Annotated in this window: 21 protein-coding genes and 2 tRNA genes; 13 read left to right on the forward strand and 10 right to left on the reverse strand. The window is 71.8% G+C overall.

Annotation, left to right across the window (positions count from 1 at the left end):
- Positions 1-2: 2 nt before the first annotated feature.
- Positions 3-518 (forward strand): hypothetical protein, encoded by a 516-nt coding sequence (locus ACQSSQ_RS05255; RefSeq protein ID WP_431325982.1) that lies wholly within the window; start codon positions 3-5, stop codon positions 516-518.
- A gap of 71 nt (positions 519-589) precedes the next feature.
- Positions 590-663: transfer RNA gene (locus ACQSSQ_RS05260), tRNA-Met, on the forward strand.
- Positions 664-741: 78 nt separating this feature from the next.
- On the opposite strand, the gene ACQSSQ_RS05265 is transcribed toward ACQSSQ_RS05260, so the two are convergent.
- Positions 742-2,400 (reverse strand): MFS transporter, encoded by a 1,659-nt coding sequence (locus ACQSSQ_RS05265; protein WP_431325983.1) that lies wholly within the window; start codon positions 2,398-2,400, stop codon positions 742-744.
- A 76-nt stretch (positions 2,401-2,476) separates the two neighbouring features.
- Between ACQSSQ_RS05265 and ACQSSQ_RS05270 the strand changes: the two genes are divergently transcribed.
- From ACQSSQ_RS05270 to ACQSSQ_RS05280, 3 genes are all read left to right on the forward strand, one after another.
- Positions 2,477-2,839 (forward strand): ArsR/SmtB family transcription factor, encoded by a 363-nt coding sequence (locus tag ACQSSQ_RS05270; RefSeq protein ID WP_431325984.1) that lies wholly within the window; start codon positions 2,477-2,479, stop codon positions 2,837-2,839.
- A complete protein-coding gene (locus tag ACQSSQ_RS05275; protein ID WP_431325985.1) occupies positions 2,820-3,314 on the forward strand; it encodes an SRPBCC family protein in 495 nt (164 codons plus the stop codon). Before ACQSSQ_RS05270 ends, ACQSSQ_RS05275 begins: the two co-directional genes overlap by 20 nt.
- 60 nt (positions 3,315-3,374) lie before the next feature.
- Positions 3,375-3,451, forward strand: a tRNA-Met gene (locus ACQSSQ_RS05280).
- 52 nt (positions 3,452-3,503) lie between these two features.
- On the opposite strand, the gene ACQSSQ_RS05285 is transcribed toward ACQSSQ_RS05280, so the two are convergent.
- The 3 genes from ACQSSQ_RS05285 to ACQSSQ_RS05295 are packed head-to-tail and all read right to left on the reverse strand — an operon-like array spanning position 3,504 to position 6,681.
- Positions 3,504-5,069, reverse strand: coding sequence for a DNA polymerase domain-containing protein (locus ACQSSQ_RS05285; RefSeq protein ID WP_431325986.1), 1,566 nt, complete (start codon positions 5,067-5,069; stop codon positions 3,504-3,506).
- Complete coding sequence (locus ACQSSQ_RS05290) at positions 5,066-6,316, reverse strand: RNA polymerase sigma factor (RefSeq protein WP_431325987.1); 1,251 nt, start codon at positions 6,314-6,316, stop codon at positions 5,066-5,068. The genes ACQSSQ_RS05285 and ACQSSQ_RS05290 overlap by 4 nt, the downstream gene beginning before the upstream one ends.
- Positions 6,313-6,681: a YciI family protein gene (locus ACQSSQ_RS05295; protein ID WP_431325988.1), complete on the reverse strand. Its 369-nt coding sequence runs from the start codon at positions 6,679-6,681 to the stop codon at positions 6,313-6,315. The genes ACQSSQ_RS05290 and ACQSSQ_RS05295 overlap by 4 nt, the downstream gene beginning before the upstream one ends.
- Positions 6,682-6,826: 145 nt before the next feature.
- Here ACQSSQ_RS05295 and ACQSSQ_RS05300 point away from each other — a divergent pair, with 145 nt between their 5' ends.
- The 6 genes from ACQSSQ_RS05300 (at position 6,827) to ACQSSQ_RS05325 (ending at position 12,280) form a co-directional block, all read left to right on the forward strand.
- Entirely contained in the window at positions 6,827-8,326 is a 1,500-nt protein-coding gene (locus ACQSSQ_RS05300) for an MFS transporter (RefSeq protein ID WP_431325989.1), read from the forward strand.
- Positions 8,327-8,368: 42 nt separating this feature from the next.
- A complete protein-coding gene (locus tag ACQSSQ_RS05305) occupies positions 8,369-9,376 on the forward strand; it encodes a lactonase family protein (protein WP_431325990.1) in 1,008 nt (335 codons plus the stop codon).
- A gap of 111 nt (positions 9,377-9,487) precedes the next feature.
- Positions 9,488-9,898: a hypothetical protein gene (locus tag ACQSSQ_RS05310; protein ID WP_431325991.1), complete on the forward strand. Its 411-nt coding sequence runs from the start codon at positions 9,488-9,490 to the stop codon at positions 9,896-9,898.
- A 17-nt stretch (positions 9,899-9,915) separates the two neighbouring features.
- Positions 9,916-10,431, forward strand: a complete 516-nt coding sequence (locus tag ACQSSQ_RS05315; RefSeq protein WP_431325992.1) for an LURP-one-related/scramblase family protein — start codon at positions 9,916-9,918, stop codon at positions 10,429-10,431.
- Positions 10,432-10,445: 14 nt separating this feature from the next.
- Positions 10,446-10,829, forward strand: coding sequence for a SpoIIAA family protein (locus tag ACQSSQ_RS05320; protein ID WP_431325993.1), 384 nt, complete (start codon positions 10,446-10,448; stop codon positions 10,827-10,829).
- 53 nt (positions 10,830-10,882) lie between these two features.
- Complete coding sequence (locus tag ACQSSQ_RS05325) at positions 10,883-12,280, forward strand: DUF2252 domain-containing protein (RefSeq protein WP_431325994.1); 1,398 nt, start codon at positions 10,883-10,885, stop codon at positions 12,278-12,280.
- Between the two features lie 121 nt (positions 12,281-12,401).
- Here ACQSSQ_RS05325 and cls read toward each other — a convergent pair whose 3' ends face one another.
- Both cls and ACQSSQ_RS05335 read right to left on the reverse strand, forming a co-directional pair.
- On the reverse strand, positions 12,402-13,844 hold the full coding sequence (cls, locus tag ACQSSQ_RS05330) for a cardiolipin synthase (protein ID WP_431325995.1): 1,443 nt from the start codon (positions 13,842-13,844) through the stop codon (positions 12,402-12,404).
- A gap of 67 nt (positions 13,845-13,911) precedes the next feature.
- Positions 13,912-14,352, reverse strand: a complete 441-nt coding sequence (locus tag ACQSSQ_RS05335) for a DUF7144 family membrane protein (RefSeq protein ID WP_431325996.1) — start codon at positions 14,350-14,352, stop codon at positions 13,912-13,914.
- Between the two features lie 178 nt (positions 14,353-14,530).
- On the opposite strand from ACQSSQ_RS05335, the gene ACQSSQ_RS05340 reads away from it, so the two are divergent.
- The gene (locus tag ACQSSQ_RS05340; RefSeq protein WP_431325997.1) at positions 14,531-14,875 is read left to right on the forward strand and encodes a carboxymuconolactone decarboxylase family protein; all 345 of its coding nucleotides are present in this window, start codon (positions 14,531-14,533) and stop codon (positions 14,873-14,875) included.
- 11 nt (positions 14,876-14,886) lie between these two features.
- Here ACQSSQ_RS05340 and ACQSSQ_RS05345 read toward each other — a convergent pair whose 3' ends face one another.
- From ACQSSQ_RS05345 to ACQSSQ_RS05355, 3 genes are all read right to left on the reverse strand, one after another.
- Positions 14,887-17,139, reverse strand: a complete 2,253-nt coding sequence (locus ACQSSQ_RS05345; protein WP_431325998.1) for a winged helix-turn-helix domain-containing protein — start codon at positions 17,137-17,139, stop codon at positions 14,887-14,889.
- A gap of 77 nt (positions 17,140-17,216) precedes the next feature.
- The gene (locus ACQSSQ_RS05350; RefSeq protein WP_431325999.1) at positions 17,217-18,227 is read right to left on the reverse strand and encodes a calcium/sodium antiporter; all 1,011 of its coding nucleotides are present in this window, start codon (positions 18,225-18,227) and stop codon (positions 17,217-17,219) included.
- 43 nt (positions 18,228-18,270) lie between these two features.
- Complete coding sequence (locus tag ACQSSQ_RS05355) at positions 18,271-18,642, reverse strand: hypothetical protein (protein WP_431326000.1); 372 nt, start codon at positions 18,640-18,642, stop codon at positions 18,271-18,273.
- A 59-nt stretch (positions 18,643-18,701) separates the two neighbouring features.
- On the opposite strand from ACQSSQ_RS05355, the gene ACQSSQ_RS05360 reads away from it, so the two are divergent.
- Positions 18,702-19,286 (forward strand): LOG family protein, encoded by a 585-nt coding sequence (locus ACQSSQ_RS05360; RefSeq protein WP_431326001.1) that lies wholly within the window; start codon positions 18,702-18,704, stop codon positions 19,284-19,286.
- On the opposite strand, the gene ACQSSQ_RS05365 is transcribed toward ACQSSQ_RS05360, so the two are convergent.
- Positions 19,243-20,253 carry a GlxA family transcriptional regulator gene (locus ACQSSQ_RS05365; RefSeq protein ID WP_431326002.1) on the reverse strand — a complete coding sequence of 337 codons (1,011 nt, stop codon included), beginning with the start codon at positions 20,251-20,253 and terminating at the stop codon, positions 19,243-19,245. The two genes, ACQSSQ_RS05360 and ACQSSQ_RS05365, sit on opposite strands and share 44 nt — an antisense overlap.
- Between the last annotated feature and the right edge of the window lie 103 nt (positions 20,254-20,356).

A 20,356-nucleotide genomic window follows, 5' to 3' on the forward strand; every position in this document is an offset into this window, starting at 1 on the left:
GGTTGACGCAAGCACTCGGCCCGGTCCGGCAGCACCTCGTCGTGATCCTGTCCGCGCTCATGCTGGCCGTGGGAGTCGTCGGGCTGTGGATGGCGTACGACCTCCGCTCCGCCGACGCCGCGCAGAACCTCGCTGTCGTCGACGAGGACGCGACCGCCGAGGTGCAGTCGGAGGTCTCGCAGGCGCTCGTGAGCGTGCTGTCGTACGACTACGCCGACCCGGCCCCGACGGAGCAGGCTGCCGACCAGGTGCTCGCTGGCGATGCGCGCGAGGAGTACGACAAGCTGTTCGCGGCGCTGGAAGAGCGGGCGCCGGGGCAGCAGCTGACCCTCACCGCGCAGGTGCAGGTGGCTGCAGTCAAGACGCTCGACGACGACTCCGCCGAGCTGCTCGTGTTCCTCGACCAGTCGTCGCAGCGCGCGACCGACAAGGAGGCGAGCGTGTCCGCCGCGCAGCTGTCGGTGCAGGCGGAGAAGGTCGACGGGGCGTGGAAGGTGACAGGGCTGACGCCGCTGTGACCGCTGGCACGGCATCGTCGCGGCCCGGATTTGGGTCTCGCGGGGCCGTCCGGTAGTGTCGTACCTACCGACGCGGGGTGGAGCAGCTCGGTAGCTCGCTGGGCTCATAACCCAGAGGTCGCAGGTTCAAATCCTGCCCCCGCTACAAGGACCGAAGGCCCTTCCGGACAGCCCGGAAGGGCCTTTGGCGTTCCTGCGGGCCCACGGCGTGGATGGCGTCGGCTCAGTCGGGTCCCACCTCGTTGACGATGTCCTCGGCCGACAGCGCGCCGGGCGTGTACTTGGGCAGCCTCCAGGCGGGGAAGATCGCGACCAGCGAGATCCCTGCCACGATCAGGAACGACGCTCGTACCGCGCCGAGGCGCGCGTCCTCGTTGATCGCGACCGCCTCCTCGACCTGCTCGGGCGCTGCGCCGGTCGCCTCGAGCGCGCTCCGCAGCTCGGCGTCGGTCACGAAGTCGAGGTCGTCGAAGAGCGCCGACGTCTCGAGCTCGGGCGGCAGGTCGGACCGGTCGAAGCCGGACGCGAGGAGGAAGCCGAGGAAGCCGACCGCCACGACGCTGACGAGCGCCGCACCCAGCGCGTTCGACACGTTGTTCGCGACACCGCGCAGCGCACCCACGTCGCCGGCGAGCCGCTTGGGAGAAGCGGACACGAGCACGTTGAACAGCAGCGTGAGCAGCGTGCCCTCACCGATGCCGACCAGGAGCAGACCGAGAACGATCGCGGCGTTGCTCCAGTCCTTGCCGACGGTGAACGCGGCCACGACGAGGCCGACCGCGATCAGGCCGAACGAGACCGTCCCGAGGACGCGCGGCGGCAACCGGTCGTACAGGCGCACCGAGATCACGCCCGCGGCCGCGATCGCGACGGAGTACGGGAGGATCGCGACCGCCGAGAACAACGGCGTACGACCCTGCACGATCTGGACGTACAGCGGGATGAGGAAGCCCACCGCCAGCCCCAGGCTGCCCGCGACGAGGAAGGCGACGACAGCATTCCTCTCCTCCTTGCTGTCGAGCACCTCCGTCGCGAGCAGCGGCTGCCTCGCGGCGGCAACCCTCCTGTGCGACCACGCGAAGAACGCCTGACCGAGCACGATCCCGAGCACGATGAACACCGGCGCCGGGGACACCTCCAGGATCGAGAACGGCGCCGCGTCCGTCGCCAGCAGCGCGCCCCAGGTCTGGAGACCGTTGAAGCCGAGCAGGATGAGCGCGATCGCTGCCGCCGAGAGCACGACGCCGATGACGTCGATCCTGATGAGCGGCTGACGGGGGATCGGCGTCAGCCGGAAGCTGAGGACGAGCACGGCGAGCGCCAGCAGCACGATCAACCCGAACGAGTAGCGCCAGCTCAGCGCCGTGGCGAGGAAGCCGGCGACGACGAAGGTGACCGCGCTCGACACGGCAGGGATGCCCGCGAGCACCCCGAGCGACGTCTCCTGCTGCCGGCCGCCGTAGTTCGCGGCGATCAGGACCACGAACGTCGGAACCGCCGCGGCGGCCGCGACGCCGGCGATCGCCTGAGCGGTGTTCATGGTGCTCGCGTCGGTGCTGGTCGCCATCAGCACCATCGCGGCGCCGTGCACGACGACGCTCACCTGGAGCACCAGGCGCTCTCCGAAGATCTTGCCGATCTTCGCGCCCAGCATGACGAACGCCGCGACGAACAGCGAGTAGAGCAGGAGCGCCGTGGCCGTGGCCGTCGCCGGCGCGTCCAGGTCCTCGGCGATCGGCCCGAGCGAGACGGGCAGGACGCTGATGTTGATGCCCATCTGGAGCTGGGCCATGACGACGATGATCAGCGGCAGCCAGGGCGACCGGCGCACAGGTGCCTGCGCGGTCGTCGCGGTGGCCGGCGGATCCGTTGGTGTCGTCATCGACCCCTGTCGTACCACGTTCCCCGGTCGCGGTGTGCCTGGACGGACATGACGTGTAAGTGGTAACTTACGCATCATGTCGACGACCGCCGTGGATGCCTGGCACGCCCTGGCCGATCCGACGCGACGCAGGGTCTTCGCCCGTGTCGCGCGAGGACCCTGCTCGGTGACCGAGATCGCGCGCGGCCTGCCCGTCAGTCGTCCCGCCGTGTCGCAGCACCTCCGCGTGCTGCTGGAGGCGCGGCTGGTCGACGTCCACCGTCAGGGTCGTGAGCACCTCTACCGGCCGCGACCCGAGGGTCTGGACCAGCTGCGGCAAGAGCTGGAGACCTACTGGAACCAGACCATGACCGCCTTCAAGAACCTCGCCGAGCAGACCTATCAGCCGGCCGACTCGGCACCGGACGGAGGATCCGCAGATGAGCACCGCACCTCATGACCGTACGAGCCTGGACGTCGCCATCATCGTCGACGTCCCGATCGAGCACGCCTTCCGCGTGTTCACCGAGCACTTCGACGACATCAAGCCGCGGGACCACAACTTGCTCGCGGTGCCGATCGAGCGGACGGTCCTCGAGCCCCGCGTCGGCGGCACCATCCACGACATCGGCACCGACGGCAGCGTCTGCACCTGGGCCCGGATCCTCGCGTACGAGCCGCCTCGCCGTCTCGTGTTCAGCTGGGACATCAGCCCGCGGTGGGAGGTCGAGCCGGACCCGCGCCGTACGAGCGAGGTCGAGGTGCAGTTCGTCGCCGAGGCGCCCGAACGCACGAAGGTCGTCCTGCAGCACCGGCACCTCGACCGCCATGGCGACGGTTGGGAAGCCTTCACGACGCTCGACGCCGACACCGGCTGGCCGCTCTACCTCGAGCGCTACCGCGCGCTGACGGAGCCGGCCGCGAAGGGCGCTTGAGGCACCGGGAACCCCCGTGCGGGGGTCGGGCGGCGCGTCCGATAGGGTCGTTCCTACCGACGCGGGGTGGAGCAGCTCGGTAGCTCGCTGGGCTCATAACCCAGAGGTCACAGGTTCAAATCCTGTCCCCGCTACCACGACAGAGGCCCGATCCGCGCACGCGGGTCGGGCCTTGTTGCTGCTCCCGGCTCAGCGGACCTCCGGGAGCTCCTGCGCGGCGCCGAGCAGCACGCGGAACGGGTCGCCCTTCTCCTCCAGCCGGTCGAGCACCGTGCGGATCGTCCAGCGGTCGGGGCGCAGGTCGGGGTCGTCGAGCTCGTCCCAGGTGAGCGGCACGGACACGGGTGCGCCGGAGGCAGGCCGCGGCGAGTACGGCGCGACGAGCGTCTTGTTGATCGCGTTCTGGGTGTAGTCGAGCCGCGCGAGCCCCCCGCGCTCCTTCACGCCCCACTTCCAGCTCACCAGCTCCGGCACGACGCGTCCGACCGTCTTCGAGACCTTCTCCACCCAGGCGCGGGTGTCGTCGAACGTGTAGCCAGGGACGATCGGCACCCAGATCTGGATCCCTCTCCGCCCGGTCACCTTCGGCCGCCCGGTCACGCCGAGGTGCTCCAGCGCCGTACGGTGCAGGCGGGCGAGCACGAGCAGGTCGTCCCACGACGTCGTCTCACCGGGGTCGAGGTCGAAGAGGGCGTACGTCGGCTCGTGCGGCGCGTCGGTCCGCGACGTCCACGGGTGCCACTCGAGCGCTCCGAAGTTCGCGGCCCACACGAGCGCCGCCGGCTCGTCGGGGACGACGTACGTCGTCGTCTCGCCCTCGTCGGCCTCCGCGTTGTCCCACGAACCGAGCCAGTCGGGCGCGTGGGTGGGCCGCTGCTTGTGCCAGAAGCCCTTCTTCTCCGCGCCGTCGGGAAAGCGGTGCAGGTTGATCGCCCGACCTTCGAGATAGGGGAGGGCGACCGGCGCGATGCGTGCGGCGTACGCGAGGAGCTCGCGCTTGGTGACCGGCGGATCGCCCGGGAACAGCACCTTGTCGAGGTTGGTGACCTTGAGGCTCCGGCCGAAGACGTCCCACGTGCCCTGCTTGCCGAGTGCCTCGAGCGCGTCGATCGCCTCGTCGGAGAGCGGCTCCGGCAGCAGGGACACGCTCGCCTCGGCCGCGGGGAGGTCGGACCGCCAGAGGAAGTACGGGTCGGCCTTGACCTCGTCGTTCGTCCGTCCGCTGAGCACCGACCGGGGATGCTCCTCGGGGTCCCAGCCCTCGACGGCGTGGTCGTCCCGCTTGTGCAGCAGCATCCAGGCGTCCTCGCCGTCGCCGTCCTCCCGTCGTACGAGGACGAGCCGCCCGCGCAGCTTCTGGCCGTGGATCTCGGCGTGCAGCTCGCCCGACGCGACGGCGGCACGCGGGTCGTCGGTCTTGACCGGCTCCCACGTGCCGGTGTCCCACACGATGACGTCACCACCCCCGTACTCGCGGGACGGGATGACGCCCTCGAAGAAGAGGTACTCGACGGGGTGGTCCTCGACGTGCATCGCGAGCCGCCTCGTGCGGGGGTCGAGCGTCGGGCCCTTCGGGACGGCCCAGCTGACGAGGACGCCGTCGATCTCGAACCGCAGGTCGTAGTGGAGCCGGCTCGCCCGGTGCCGCTGCACCACGAAGCGCGGCGCGTCGCCCTCGGGAGCGAGGCCTCCCGAGGGTTCGGGGGTGCGCGTGAAGTCGCGCTTGCGTCGGTAGACCTCGAGCGGGTCGCTCATGGGTCCTCCGTTCCCCGGTCGGGCGGCGGTATGCCGAGCGCCCGGAGCCGGTCCTGGAGGTGGCGCTGCTCCGCGACGTTGACCGTCGCGACGATCGCCCGGCGGTACGCCGCAGCCGCGTCGTCGGCGCGTCCGGCCCGTTCGAGGAGGTGAGCGCGGACCGCGTCGACCCGGCCGAGGCGCGGGTGGTCCGCCTCCAGCGCGTCGAGCGCCGCGAGCGCGTCGTCGGGGCCCTGCACCATCCCGAGCGCCACGACCCGGTTCAAGGAGATCATCGGGTTGCGACCGGCCGTGCGGTGCTCGAGCACGGTGTAGAGCGCGTGGATCTCGTCCCAGTCGGTCGTCTCGGTGCTGGGCGCGTGCGCGTGGACCCCGGCGATGCAGGCCTGCAGCAGGTACGGCCCTGCCTCGGCGCCCGGGACGACGTGGTCGAGCAGGGCGAGACCCTCGTCGACCATCGCCCGGTCCCAGAGGCTCCGGTCCTGCTCGTCCAGGGGGACGAGCCGACCGTGCGGCCCGACCCGTGCCGGGTGACGCGCCTCGGTGAGCAGCATCAGGGCGAGGAGCCCGGCGACCTCGGTCGAGTCGGGTGCCGCCTCACGGAGCAGCCGCGCGAGGTGGATCGCCTCCCGCGCGAGGTCGGTGTTCTGGGCTGGCGCGCCCCTCGTCGTGTGGTGCGCCTCGGTGAACATCACGTAGAGGACGTCCAGCACGGGAGCGAGACGCTCGGCGACGTCGCCCGGACGCGTGAAACCGCCACCGAGCTCGGCGACGCGGCGCTTGGCGCGGGTGATGCGCTGCGCGATGGTCGCCTCGGGCAGCTGGTAGGCGTTGGCGATCTGCTCCGTCGTCAGGCCGGCGACGGCCCGCAGCGTCAGCGCGACCTGCGCGGACCGTGAGAGCGCAGGGTGGCAGCACAGCTCGAGCAGGAGGAGGGCGTCGTCGCTCGGCACGCCTTCGTGCCGCAGCGGCTCCTCGAGCAGCGCGACCCGGCCCTCCCGGTCGCGCCGTCGCTTGTCGCTGCGGACGCGATCGGCGTACCGGCGCCGTGCCGTCGTCGCGAGCCAGGCCTGGGGGTCGTCGGGAGGGTCGGTGGCCCACCGGACGTGCGCGTCGAGGAGCGCCTCCTGCACGGCGTCCTCGCACAGGTCGAACTGGCTGCTGCCGTAGGTCCGCAGCAGCCTGGCGAGGGTCTGCGGCGCGAGGTCGCGCCACAGGCCCTCGCCGGCGGGGCCGGGACCGGTCACCCGTCGCCCAGGTCCGAGAACACGACGGGACGGATCTCGACCGCGAGGCCAGGGATGCTCGCGTCCGGGATGAGCTTGGCGAGCTCGACGATGCGCGCCTCGTCCTCCACGTCGAGGAGGTAGAAGCCGCCCATGAACTCCTTCGCCTCGACGAACGGACCGTCGGTGACCTCCGGACCGCCACCGTTGCTGCGGACGACCTTGGACGTGCTGGGATCACCGAGCGCCTGGGTGGAGATGAACTCGCCGTTCTCCTTGGTGGTGGCCATGAACTGGCCGTGGCCCTCGCCGATCTGCTGCTGCTGCTCCTCGGTGAGGCTCTCCAGGACGGCGGGGTCGATGTGCATCAGGATCAGGTACTTCACGGGTCCTCCTCTGGACTGGGGCACCCGGGGTGAGTGCCACCCGGTGGTCGTCACCGTCCTCGCTGGTACGACACCACAGCACGAGAAACTTTGCCGAGTTCCGGCGAGCCTGTCGATAAGCGCGGTCCCGCGACGACCTACGGGCATGACTTCACCGAAGCTGAGCCTCCTGCTCCTCCTCCTGCCGACGGCCGTCGTCGCCGTGGACATCAACGTGCTGTTCCTCGCCGTCCCCGAGCTCACCGCCGATCTCGGGGCGTCGGCGACGCAGCAGCTCTGGATCACCGACGTGTACGGCCTCGTGGTAGGCGTGCTCGCGATCGTGGCCGGAGCGGTCGGCGACCGCGTCGGGCGGCGCCGGCTGCTGCTCCTCGGGTGCGCCGGGTTCCTCGCTGCATCGCTGCTCGCCGCGTACTCCACGACTCCCGAGATGCTCCTGCTCGCCCGCGTCCTCCAAGGCGTGGCCGGTGCGACCCTGATGCCGTCGACGCTCGCGCTGATCGGCGAGGTGTTCCCTGACGACGCCGCGCGCACGAAGGCGATCGCCACCTGGGCGACCTGCCAGTTCGCGTTCGCGTCGCTGGGTCCCGTCGTCGGCGGTCTCCTGCTGCACTGGTTCTGGTGGGGCTCGGTCTTCCTGCTGTCGGTCCCGGTCGCCGTGGTCGTGCTCGTGCTCGGCCCGCGGCTGCTGCCCGAGTCGCGGCCCTCGGACCGGGCTCCGCGCGTCGACCTGCTGAGCGCGGGACTCCTCATGGCCGTCCTGCTCGCGCTGTTCACCGCGATCAAGGCGTGCATCCCCGGTGCCGCGACGCCGCTCGCGGCCGCCATCGCAGCGGTGGTGGTCGCGGTCGGTGCCGGTGTCGTGTTCGTCCGCCGCCAGCGCCGCCTCGCCGATCCGTTCCTCGACATCGCCCTGCTCCGCGAGCCGGCGATCGTCGTGGCGGTCGGCAGCCTCACCCTCGCCGCCGTGGTGCTCGCGGGCACGGGGTTCTGGGTGACCCAGTACCTCCAGTCGGCCGTCGGCCTGTCGCCGCTGGCCGCCGCGGTCGCGTTCATGCCCATGGGCCTCGGCATCGGCGCGGGCACGTATCTCGCCCCGGTCCTCGCCCAGCGCATCGACCCCGACCGGCTGGTCCCAGCCGGCCTCGTCGTCTCGGCGCTCGGAGCACTCCTGCAGCTGACCGTGTCCGAGGGGACCGGGTACGCGCCGGTGCTGGTCGGCATCGCCGTCGTCGCCTTCGGGTGCGGGCCGCTGTTCGCGTTCGCGACGACCCGCATCATCTCCACCGCACCGCCGTCGGCCGCCGGTCGGGCGGCCGCGCTCGCGGAGACCAGCAACCACCTCGGTTCCTCGCTCGGGTTCGCGGCGGTCGGGAGCCTCGCCACCGCCGTGTACGCCTTGGCGCTGCGCCCCCTCGCGTCCGACCTCGGGCTCGCGGGTGCGACCGGGACCATGGCGGAGACGCGCGCCGCCGCGCAGGGCTCGCCGCAGCAGGAGGCGGCCTTCGACGCGATCGCGGTCGCGGCGACCGACGCGCTCCACGTGGTCGGGCTGTTCACCGCCGTCCTCCTGCTGGGGTGCGCGGTCCTCAACGCCCGTCGTACGACCGCGCGACGGGCACCGGAGACGACGTCGGCGCGGTAGGGTCCCGTCCGTGACGGAGATCGACACCACGGCGGTGACCGCATGAGCGCCGGGCGGCTGGCGCTCGTCGGCTGCTACACCACCCAGGGCGCCCCTGGCCTGCAGTCGGTACGGGTGCGTCCCGGGGGTGACCTCGAGCCGCTGGACGTTCTCGCGATGGAGTCTCCGTCGTGCGTCGTCTGGCACCCGTCGCTCCCGGTGGCGTACGCGACCAACGAGACCGCGGAGGGTGGCATCACCGCGGTCGTCGTCGACGACGCCGGGGGGCTGCGCCCGCTCGGTACGGCGCCGACGGGCGGCAGCCCGTGCCACGCCGCGGTCACCGCAGACGGGCGGTGGCTCCTCACGGCGGACTACACCGGAGGCAGCGTCTCGCTCGTCGAGCTCGGACCCGACGGCACGCCGCACGCGAGGGTGGACACGTTGGCGATGGTCGGCAGCGGACCGGTCGCCGACCGACAGGAGCAGGCGCACCCGCACATGATCGCCACCGACGTGCTCGGTGGCCTGCTGATCTGCGTCGACCTGGGCTCCGACCGACTGACCTCGCTGGCGATCTCGGACCGCGGCGAGCTCCGCACCGAGCACACGTGGCGCCTGCCGCCCGGCACCGGCCCCCGGCAGATCGTGACGCATCCCGACGGTGCCACCGCCCTGGTGCTGGGGGAGCTGTCGGCGACCCTGCTGCAGGTCGGGCTCGGGGACGCCGACGAGGCCGTCGTGCTCGCGGAGGTGCCGAGCACGACCCGCGCCGAGCGCGCGCTGCCGGCCCAGCTCACGGTGCACGATGACCTCGTCCTCGTCTCGAACCGCGGCCCCGACACCGTCGCGGTCTTCGACCCGGGCACGCCGGCGTTGGCGCAGGTCGCCGAGGTGCCGACCGGCGGTCGGTGGCCGCGGCACTTCGCGGTCGCCGACGGGCTCCTTCTCGTGAGCGACGAGGACTCCTCCACGATCGAGACCCTCGAGCTCGGTGCGGATTACGAGCTGGGGCGCCGCCTCAGCCGGTTCGCGACCTCGGCGCCCACCTGGGTGGCGCTGCAGCCGTAGCCGCACCGGCGAATCACGCGTTGTGTACGACGACAGCGGGCGCGTGCGGCGGGAGCCTGAGGAGTCCGAGGACCACCGCTCGGGCCGGACCGCCGAACGAAGGAGTGCCCGATGAGACGCGTCGCCGCCCTGGTCGTGCCGATCCTGTTCGTGGCCGCGGCCCTCACGGCCTGCAGCGAGGATGGCGACGGCGAGGCCGCCATCTGCGACTCGGTCTCCAGCCTCAAGGGCTCGGTCGAGGACGTGAAGGACATCGACCTCAGTGCGTCGGGCAGCCTGGAGGACCTCAAGAGCTCGCTCACCGAGGTCGGCAACGCGCTCGCCGACGTCAAGGCCCAGGCGAAGTCCGAGTTCTCCGCGCCGCTGTCCGCGGTCGAGAGCAGCTTCGACGCCCTCAAGGCGAGCGTCGAGGCCGCCGTCGCCGACGCGACGGCGACGACGGTGTCCGCGGCCGGCACCGCGCTGTCCACCTTCGGGACCGACGTCGAGGCCCTGGTCGACGACGTCGAGTCGACCTGCTGACGACGAGAGGACGGGCCATGGGCATCCTGCGCGGACGACGAGACGACGACGGCGAGGGCGGACGGCGGTTCCGCATGCGGGAGAAGCTCGCCTCGATCGGCGACGACTTCTGGATCGAGGACGAGGCCGGCGAACGCGCGTTCCGCGTGGACGGCAAGGCGCTCCGGGTCAGGTCGACCTTCGTGCTCGAGGACCTGTCCGGGCGGGAGGTCGCGACGATCCAGGAGCGCAAGCTGAGCGTTCGCGACAAGGTGGCGGTCGAGCGCGACGGCCGGACGCTCGCCACCGTGCACAAGGCCCTGGTGGGCATCCGCGACCGGTTCGCGATCGACGTGGACGGAGGCCCCGGCCTCAAGGCGCACGGCAACGTGGTCGACCACGAGTACGAGATCGAGCGCGACGGCGACACCGTCGCCCGCATCTCGAAGCGGTGGTTCCGCGTCCGCGACACCTACGGCGTCGAGATCGAGGAGGGCGAGGACGTCGCGCTCGTGCTCGCGCTCGTCGTCGCCCTCGAGTCCCTGACCGACTGAGAGAAGAGGCCCCCATGATCAGGCTCATCGACGACATGCCGCCCGGGACCATCGGGGTCGAGGCGGTGGGGAAGGTGACCGAGGAGGACTACCGCGACGTCCTCGTCCCCGCCGTCAGCGCGGCGCTCGAACGCGGAGACGTGCGGCTGCTGTACGTCCTCGGCGAGGACTTCACCTCGTACGCGCCGGGCGCGGTCTGGGCGGACACCAAGCTGTGGGCCCGCCACATCAAGGGGTGGAAGCGGGTCGCGATCGTCTCCGACGCCGACTGGCTGGAGAACAGCGTCAAGGCGTTCGGATGGATGGTGCCCGGTGACATCAAGGTGTTCGAGACCGACGACGTCGACGACGCGAAGGAATGGCTGGTCGGCCTCGACGACGACGATGACGACGACTGACCTCACACCGCAGGAGTGATGCGCTCAACCCGAGGTTGAGGTGACATCGGGGGATGGACGCCCACGAGATCCCGACGGTCGACGACCGCGCCGCGCGAGGCAAGGCGGTGCGCGACAGCGTCCCACGGTCCTCGCACGCCGGATGGGTGCCGGACCCGCACCGCCGGGACCCCCTGACGGTCCTCGAGGAGCAGGCCGCCGACCGGGTGGCCGAGCTGGTGCCGATCCGGTACGGCCGGATGGCACGGTCGGCGTTCGCCTTCTACCGCGGCGCCGCGGCGCTGATGGCGCAGGACCTGGCGAGCGTCCCGCACAGCGGGCTGAACGTCCAGCTGTGCGGTGACGCGCACCTGTCGAACTTCGGCACCTTCGCAGCCCCCGACCGCCGCCTGATCTTCAGCATCAACGACTTCGACGAGACGCTGCCGGGTCCCTTCGAGTGGGACGTGAAGCGGCTCGCGGCGAGCTTCGCCATCGCCGGTCGCGAACGCGGGTTCACGCCCAAGCAGCGCGAGGCGGTGGTCCGGTCCGCCGTCGCCTCGTACCGGACGTCGATGCGCGATCTCGGGAAGACCCGCCGGCTCGACGTCTGGTACGCCCGCGCGGACGTCGACGAGATGGAGCGGCAGGCCGAGGATCGGCTCACTCCGGACGAGGCGAAGCGGATGCGGCGCAACGTCGCGAAGGCACGGGCCAAGGACAGCGTGAAGGCGTACAGCAAGCTCGTCGAGGTCGTCGACGGCAGCCCGCGCATCACCAGCAGGCCACCGCTCGTGGTCCCGCTGCGGGACCTGCTCTCCGACCGGGAGCAGCACCGGCTGGAGACGTCGATCGACGCCCAGCTGCAGGCGTACGGCCGGAGCCTGCCGGCTGCCCACCGACACCTGCTCAGCGGCTTCCGGTTCGTCGAGGCGGCGCGCAAGGTGGGCGGCGTCGGGAGCGTCGGGACTCGGGCCTGGATCGCCCTCCTGCTGGGCAACGACGCCTACGACCCGCTCTTCCTGCAGCTCAAGGAGGCGCAGCCGTCCGTCCTCGAGGCGCACCTGCCGCACAGCGTCCACCGCAACCACGGTCAGCGGGTCGTCGAGGGGCAGCGGTTGATGCAGCCGGCGAGCGACGTGCTGCTCGGATGGATCCGCACGGACGGGATCGACGGGACGACACGCGACTTCTACGTGCGCCAGCTCTGGGACGGCAAGGGCTCCGCGCTCGTCGACGTGATGTCGGCGGCGACCATGGTGGCGTACGCCGAGGTGTGCGGGGCGACGCTGGCGCGGGCCCACGCGAGGTCCGGCGACGCGGCCGAGATCGGCGGCTACCTCGGCAGCAACGACCGTTTCGACCGGGCGCTCGCCGACTTCGCGGAGGCCTACGCCGACCAGAACGAGCGCGACCACGCCGCGCTCCGGGACGCGATCGACGCGGGGAGGGTCGCGGCTGAGGACGCGTGACGCCCACCGCTCTCCAGTCCGGCGGTGAGCCTGGTCCCATCGCGGAGTGCGCAGGTGGGACCCAGCTCACCGCCGCGGGCGCGGAATGGCGGGATGGGGCCGGCAGCCGGTCGTCAGCGGGTCACTGGAGCGCCGCGGTCAGGCGCATCACGTTGTCGATGTAGGCCGAGCCGCGCCCGCGTGCCAGCCAGTCGTCGAGCGTGAGCTCCTTGGACACGCGGCGGTACTCGTCCTCGACGTCGCGGACCTTCGCCACGATGTCGGGGCCCAGCATCATCAGCGACACCTCGTAGTTCAGCGCGAACGAGCGCATGTCCATGTTGCTGGACCCGAGGACCGCCACGTCGTCGTCGACGCTGAAGAACTTCGCGTGCAGGATCCACGGCGCCGGGTAGAAGTAGATCCGCACGCCGGCGCGCAGCAGCGCCTCGTAGTACGACCGCTGGGCGTGGAACACCATGAACTGGTCGCCCTGCTCGCTCACGAACAGCTCGACCTCGACGCCCCGCTGCGCCGCGGTGGTGACGGCGTACAGCAGCGACTCGTCGGGGACGAAGTACGGGCTCGTGATCGACAGGCGCTTCTGGGCGGAGTAGATCAGCGTCGTGAACAGGCGGAGGTTGTTCTCGGTGGCGAAGCCGGGGCCGCTCGGGATGACCTGGGCCTCGACCTCGCCAGACGGCGGGGCCACCACCCCGATCTCGTCCTCGAGCTTCTCGCCCGTCTCGCTGTACCAGTCGGTCGCGAACAGCACGTTGAGCGCGGTCGCGACCGGCCCCTCGACCCGCGCCATCAGCTCGACCCACTCGCGGCCGGCCTTGTGGTTCTTGGGCTTGTTGTAGCCGGGCTCGGTGAGGTTCTGCGAGCCGGTGAAGGCGACACCGCCGTCGACGACCAGGATCTTGCGGTGGTTGCGCAGGTCCGGTCGGCGCCACTGACCCTTGAGCGGATGGATCGGCAGCATCGCGTGGGCGTCGATGCCGGCCGCCTCCAGCCTGGTGAGGAACTCCTGATAGCCGGGGATCCCGCGCGAGCCCAGGTGGTCGAACAGCATCCGCACCGTCACGCCGCGGCCCTTCGCCCGGACGAGGGCATCGAAGAACGGTGCGGTCACGTCGTCCCAGGCGCTGATGTAGAACTCCACGTGCACGAACGACTGTGCACGCTCGATCTCGGCCGTCATCGCCGCGATGCTGTCGGCGTAGCCCGGGTAGAGCGCGATCGCGTTGCCGGGCATCGCCGGGAGCGCGCCGAGGTTGCGGTTGAGGGTCGCGGCCGACTGGACGTACGCAGGTCCGTCGAAGTCGGTCCCGAGCGTCGGCACCGGCGCCGTCCGTTCGGCGACCTCGGCGTTGACCTCGGCCTGCTGCGCGTGGCGCCGCCGGCCGAGCGAGGTCCGACCCAGCATCAGGAACAAGAGGATGCCGCCGAACGGGATGATGAGGATGAGCAGCAGCCACGCCATTCCGCTCGACGGTCGCCGGTTGCGGGGTACGACCCCGAGCGCGATCACCTTGATCGCCAGGTCAGCCAGGTACAACGCGGTCGCGATCCATGCAGCCATGCCTCACCCTCCCTCACCTGGGGGCCCGAAGACCTCACTCGTGGAGGGTGAGGCTGTGGCTGACGGCTCAGCGCCCGTAGGCGTAGTCGCGTCCGTGCACCGCCAGCGCCCAGATCACGAAGACGTCCAGCGCGATGATCAGCGTCGACCAGAACGGGTAGTACGGGAGGAACGCGAAGTTGGCGATCGCGCTGATCACGGCGAGCACGATGCCCACGACCCGCCCCCAGGTCTGCCCGGCGATCACGGCGAAGCCCGCGAGGGCGACGACGACACCGACGATGAGGTGGATCCACCCCCACGTCGTCGTGTCGAACTGGAGAATGTAGTTCGGAGTCGTCACGTAGAACTCGTCGTCGATCAGCGCGACCAGCCCCGCGATGGCATGGAACACGCCGATCATGATCATCATCACGCCGGCGAAGAGGATGAAGCCCGTCGCCCAGGCTCCTGCCGTCGACACCTCCTCGCGTGCGTCGCCGTAGTGCGCAGCAGACTGTCCGGCCATGGCGGTTTCCTTCCTGATAGGCCCGAGAGCTCTCGTCTTCGACGATCATCGACGTCCCCGGGGACGACCGTCGTCGTACAGATGGCATGAACCGCCGTCGTCGACGATCACCACATCTGCGTGATGTGCCCGGGGCGACCTCGTGGCTGACTGGTGTCCTGCGCGAAGGAGGGGGACCGTGGACTACACCGACCGGCTGCGGCGCCTCGCACTGAACGACGCGGCCCTGGCCGCGGGGTCTGGCGTCTCGGGCCGGACCACGCTGCTCGACCCTGTCCTGGATGCGCGCACGCTGGCGCTGGTGCGCATCGGGGCGCTCGTCGCCGTCGGCGGAGCGTCGCCGTCGTACGAGGCCCAGGTCGAGGCCGCCGTGTCCGCGGGCGCGAGCGCGGCGGAGATCGTCGACGTCGTGTTCGCCGTCGCGGCCGTCGCCGGCCTCCCTCGCGCTGTCGCGGCTGCGCCGCACGTCGCGGTCGCCCTGGGCTACGACCTCGAGGCCGCGCTCGGGGAGTGGCCGGCCTGAGCGAGCGCGCGTCAGGCGCCGAGGAGTCCGAGGCCGGTCGCCCGGTCCACGGCTTCGCTGCGTGAGGACACGCCGAGCTTCCGGTAGATCGACGCGACCTCCGTCCGAACGGTGTTGCGGGAGATGAAGAGGCGCTCGCCGATCTCCCCGATGGTGAGGTGCGTCTGCAGGTAGGGCAGCAACCGCAGCTCCGCCGGGGTGAGCGGGACGCTCCCGGGGACCGTGGCGGCGGCGTTCGCGTCGACCATCTCCCGCAGAGCGGTGACCTCGTCGCCGAGCGCGCCGAGGTGCGGGCGGCGGAGCATGAGGTCGTCGATCTCGCGCAGGAGGTGTCGGGTGCTCGCGTGCTCGCCCCGGCTCCAGGCGATCTTCGCGAGCCCCAGGCGGACCCGGACCGCGACGATCGGCAGGGCGACGGTGCACATCGGGCGCGACCGCATGGCCTGCGTGAAGGAGCGGTCGGCACGCTTGAGCTCGCCACCGTGCAGCGCGAGCCGCGCGTCCGCGACGACGGCCAGCACGGAGGTCGCGTAGCCGTGCATCCGGTGTTCCTCGAGGCTCGTCATCGCCGTAGCGACGTGCTCGGCCGCCTCGTCCCAGCGCCCGCGGTCCATGGCGAGGAATGCGAGCTCCGCCTCGCAGACGACCACCCCGTCGGAGTTCGAGTGCGCGACGGCGATCGACGACGCCTCGGAGAGCAGCGTGCGCGCCTGCTCCGCGTCGCCGGCCAGCAGGTGCGCCTCGGCCTGGAGGCAGAGCGCGGTGTCGCGCCACGGGCTCCAGGCGGGCTCCTCGGCCACGGCCACCAGCGCGTCCTCCATCATCCGCTCCGGGCCGTCGGGACACATCACGGCACGCAGCATCGCCCGACCGGACGCGAACGAGGCCGTCCCGTCGACGGGCGCCTGGTCGTACGACGCCGCGTCGACGACCGACGCCCAGCGCAGCGCGTCGACCGCGTTGCCGCTCACGGCCGAGACCCAGCCGGCGAGGACGGCGAGCGGAGGGTACGCCGCGACCGCGCCGTCGCCGAGGGTGCTCAGCCAGCGCTGGACCGTGGAGATGTTGCCGGCCTCGTACGTCGCGAAGGTGAGCTGGGCGGCCAGCTGGACGCAGCGGTCCCGCTCGGAGGTGTTGAGGAGGTGCTCGAGCGCGAGCGCGGTCGACCCGGCCGACTCGTACCAGTCGGCCGCTCGCAGGTGCAGCTTGTCGATCTCCTTCGGCTCGACACGACGGAGCTCGCCGAGCAGGAACTCCCGGAAGAGCGCGTGGTAGCGGTACCAGGAGCGGCGCCGGTCCATGGGGACGAGGAAGGCGTTCGTCGCCTCCAGCCGCTGCAGCTGCTCCTGCCCGTCCGCGGACTCCAGGAGCGCGTCGCACAACGGCCCGCTCAGCTGGTCCAGCACGGCCGTGCGGCGGAGGAAGCGTTGCGTCGCCTCCGGGAGCGGGCTCAGCGACTCCCCGTACAGGTAGTCGGCGACGAACCGGTCGTCGCCCGAGATCGAAGCCACGTCGCCCTCTCGGGTCCCCGCGATCAGGGCGGCGAGATAGAGACCGACGGGCCAGCCCTCGGTCCGGTCGGTGACGACGGCGAGCTCTTCCGGGGTCGCGGGCACGCGAGCCTCGGCGAAGATCGCCGCAGCCCCGGCCGCATCGAGAGCGAGATCGGCGCTGGCGATCTCCGTCGCGCTCCCCGCCGCGCGCAGTCGCGCCAGGTGCGGCTGCTCCGACCGGCTCGCCGCGACCAGCTGCGAACCCTCGGGCACGCCGGAGACCACGACGCCCAGGACGTCGTGGCTGGCGGCCGAGCGCAGCTCGTGGAGGTCGTCGACGACGAGGACGAAGGGGCGAGGACTGGTCCGGAGGAACGTCGCGAGCCGGGGCGCCGTACGACCGAGCGGAGAGAGCCCGACGCCGTGTGCGGCGGTGACGAGCTCGGCCCGCTCGGGGAAGATCTGAGCGTACGCCGACGCCAGCACGGCGAGCAGCACGGCCGGGTCGTCGTCGAAGCGGTCGAGCGAGACCCACGCGACGGGTCGCTCCTCGGTCGCGGCCCACTGGGCGAGGAGGGTCGACTTGCCGTAGCCGGCCGGTGCGGTGACGCCGACCGCACGTGCGCCGCTGTCGCGAGCGCGGTCGACGAGGCGTGCTCGGCTGACCGATCCCGCCCGAGGCTCTGGGATGCGGAACTTGGCGTCGAGCAGCTGCCGGTCCAGCGGGTCGCCGGCGGCCGAAGGCACGGCCGCGGCGGAGTCCTGAGCCATAGGTGCGAGCCTAGGATCGGATCGTCCGAGGGGCGTGGTCCTTGCATGAACGGCAGACGACGGGGATCCGGTCCGGCTCACGCGCGGGCCGTGACCAACCAGGCGAGGTACACCCCGTACGCGGCGACGAACGCCCCGCCCTCCCACCGGTTGATGCGGCGTCCGGTGAGGAACACCGGGACGCAGGCGAGCGCCACCACGGCCATCAGCACGAGGTCCGCTGCGAGGACCTCGTCGGGAACCCGCACGGTGCCCGGGGCGACGATCACCGTCGCCCCGAGGATGAAGACGAGGTTGTAGACGCTCGACCCGAGGAGGTTGCCGAGGGCGAGGTCGCGATCGCCGCGGATCGTCGAGATCACCGTGGTCACGAGCTCGGGAGCCGACGTCCCGATGGCGACGACGGTCAGGCCGATCACCGCGTCGCTCACCCCGAGCGCGGACGCGGCGTCGACCGCTCCGCGGACGAGCAGGTCGGCGCCGACGACGATGATCACGAGACCGCCGACGAGGGCCGCCGCGTCGCGGACCGCTCCACCGGGCCTCGGGACGGCGGCACGGTCGTCGCCGGCACGGTCGCCGCCGGCACGGTTGTCGCCGGGCGACACGGCACCGGCCTCGGCGCCACCGGCCTCCGCGGCGTCAGCGCGCCCGGCACGGAGCACGCCGTACGTGTAGGCGATGCCGAGCGCGACGAGCACCGCTCCCTCGAACGTCGACAGCGTGCCGTCGCGCCCCATCACGAACACCAGCACGGCGGCAGCCGTCATCGAGGGGAGGTCGAAGCGCAGCGTCCTCGACGCGAGGGAGATCGGCCGGATCGCCGCGCTGAGGCCGAGGATCAGGAGCAGGTTGACGAGGTTCGTGCCGACGATGTTGCCGACGGCGAGGCCCGCGCTGTCGCGTCGCGCCGCGTCGATGCCGACCGCGAGCTCGGGCATGCTCGTCCCGAGGGCGACGACGGTCAGGCCGACGGTGATCGGCGTGATCCCGAGCCGGGTGGCGATGCCGGCGCCGCCGCGGACGAGCAGCTCGGCCCCGACCACGAGGCCGACCAGCCCCAGGAGCATGACGAGCGCCGTCGACATGGGATCACTCTGGCAGGCCCCGGGCTCCCGCGCGGGGCGGCCGTCAGCGGTCGCGCGTGAGGAACCCGGCGAACCCGACGCCGCCCAGGCACACGACCATCGCGCCCACGCCGCCCAGCGGGATGTCGGCGCCGTCGTCGGGCAGGGCCATCAGGTAGACGATCGAGGCGACGAGCCCGGCCGCGAGGACCACCGCGACCACCCCGTACGACGGGTTGGGTGGGTCGGTCCGCCGCCACACGACGACCGTCACCGCGAGCGCGACCGCGGCGAGCACCAGCGGCGCGAGAGCGAGCGGCCCCACCAGCTGCGCCGTCGCGAACAGCACCACGAAGGCGAGCAGCACGGCCGCCGTCGCGACGTGGACCGCTCGCGCGGGCCGGGCGGTCGACCAGTCCTGCGTCCGTTCCCCCATGGCGTCACCGTACGGTCACCGAGGGTCAGGCCCGCCGGCGCGCGCCGTACGATCCGGGCATGCGCCGCTCACCCTCCGACCAGCCGATCCGCAGCCTCGCCGTCTTCCTCGCCTCGCGCGACGGCAACGACCCCGCGCTGCTGGAGATGGCGTACGAGGTGGGCGCCCAGATCGCCGAGCGCGACATCGAGCTCGTGTACGGCGGGGGTGGCAGCGGTCTCATGGGTGCGGTCTCGCGCGGGGCGCTGGACTACCGTGGACAGGTGTACGGCGTGATCCCGTCCTTCATGGTCCAGCGCGAGTGGGGCCGCACGGATGAGCCCGGGCTGGAGATGAAGGTCGTCGGGACGATGCACGAGCGCAAGGCGATGATGACCGAGCGCGCCGACGCGTTCCTGGTGCTCCCCGGCGGGCTGGGCACGCTGGAGGAGATGTTCGAGGTGTGGACCTGGCAGACGCTCGGCCTGCACGCCAAGCCGCTCGGGCTGCTGAACCCCGGCGGCTTCTGGGACCCGCTGGTCGCCATGCTCGACCGCATCGCTGGACATGCCTACATGAGCCGGGACCTCGTCGACGCGCTCGTCGTCGACGCCGACCTGCCTACCGTGATCGCGGGGCTCGAGCGCCGGGTGGTCCGCCGCTGAACGTCGCGCGGTACGCGGTCGGGCCGAGCCCGACGTGGCGGACGAACAGCCGGGAGAACGTCGCCGCGTCGCGGTAGCCGACGTCGCGCGCGACCTGCTGGGCGGTCCGGTCCGTCCGGGCGAGCAGGTGCTGGGCCCGGCGTACGCGCGCCCGCTGGAGGTAGCCGAGCGGCGTGTCCCCGGTGTCGGCCTTGTAGCGCCGGAGCATCGTCCGGGTGCTCGTGTGGAAGGCGTCGGCCAGGGCCGACAGGTCGTACCGCTCGTCGAGGTGCTGGTCGAGCCAGCGCTCCACCCGGGCGGAGAAGGTGCTGCCCGTGGTCGGGAGCATCCGCTCGTCCACGTACGGCGCCTGGCTCGAGCGCGCGTCGTCGACCAGGGCGATCCGGGCCGTGCGCCGCGCCGCGGACGGTCCGCAGTGGCGCCCGACGAGATCGAGGACGAAGTCGTACATGGCGGAGAACCCGGCGGTCGTGGTGACTCCCGCGTCGTTGACGACGAGGGCCTCCGGCGTCACGGTGGAGCCGGGGAAGCGTCGCGCGAGCGCGTTGGCGAACAGCCAGGAGGTCGTCGCCCGTCGGCCGTCGAGCAGTCCGGCGGCGCCGAGGAGGAACGCCCCGACGCAGATCGAGACCACCGCCCGTCCGCTCTCGGCGTGCGCGGTGATCGCGGCGACCTCGGGCCTGACGCCGGCGAGCCTCGCGTCGAGGTCGACCGAGGGCACGAGCTCGAAGCCGGGTACGACGAGCACGTCGACCTCGCGCATCGGGCGCACCCCGATCGGGACGTCGCCGGTGGCGAGGACGCGCCGCCTCGGCGACATCACCGACGTGGCGAACGGGGCCGTGCCGATGCCCTCCGCCCGGGACACGTGGCCGCCGATCGTGAGCAGGTCCAGGACGCCGAAGACCTCCGACGCGAAGCATCCGGGATAGGCGAGCACGCCGACGCGCAAGGGCTCTTCTGTCACGGGGATCCTCTCTGCCGAGGTGGCGAGATTACCTCTGATCGTGGCGATCTCGCCGCTTCGAGACGCCGCGCGGCGCGGCGACGATGGGGTGTCCGCCCGACCG

It is taken from the genome of Mumia spirodelae (genome assembly GCF_050632745.1).
Taxonomy (GTDB): domain Bacteria; phylum Actinomycetota; class Actinomycetes; order Propionibacteriales; family Nocardioidaceae; genus Mumia.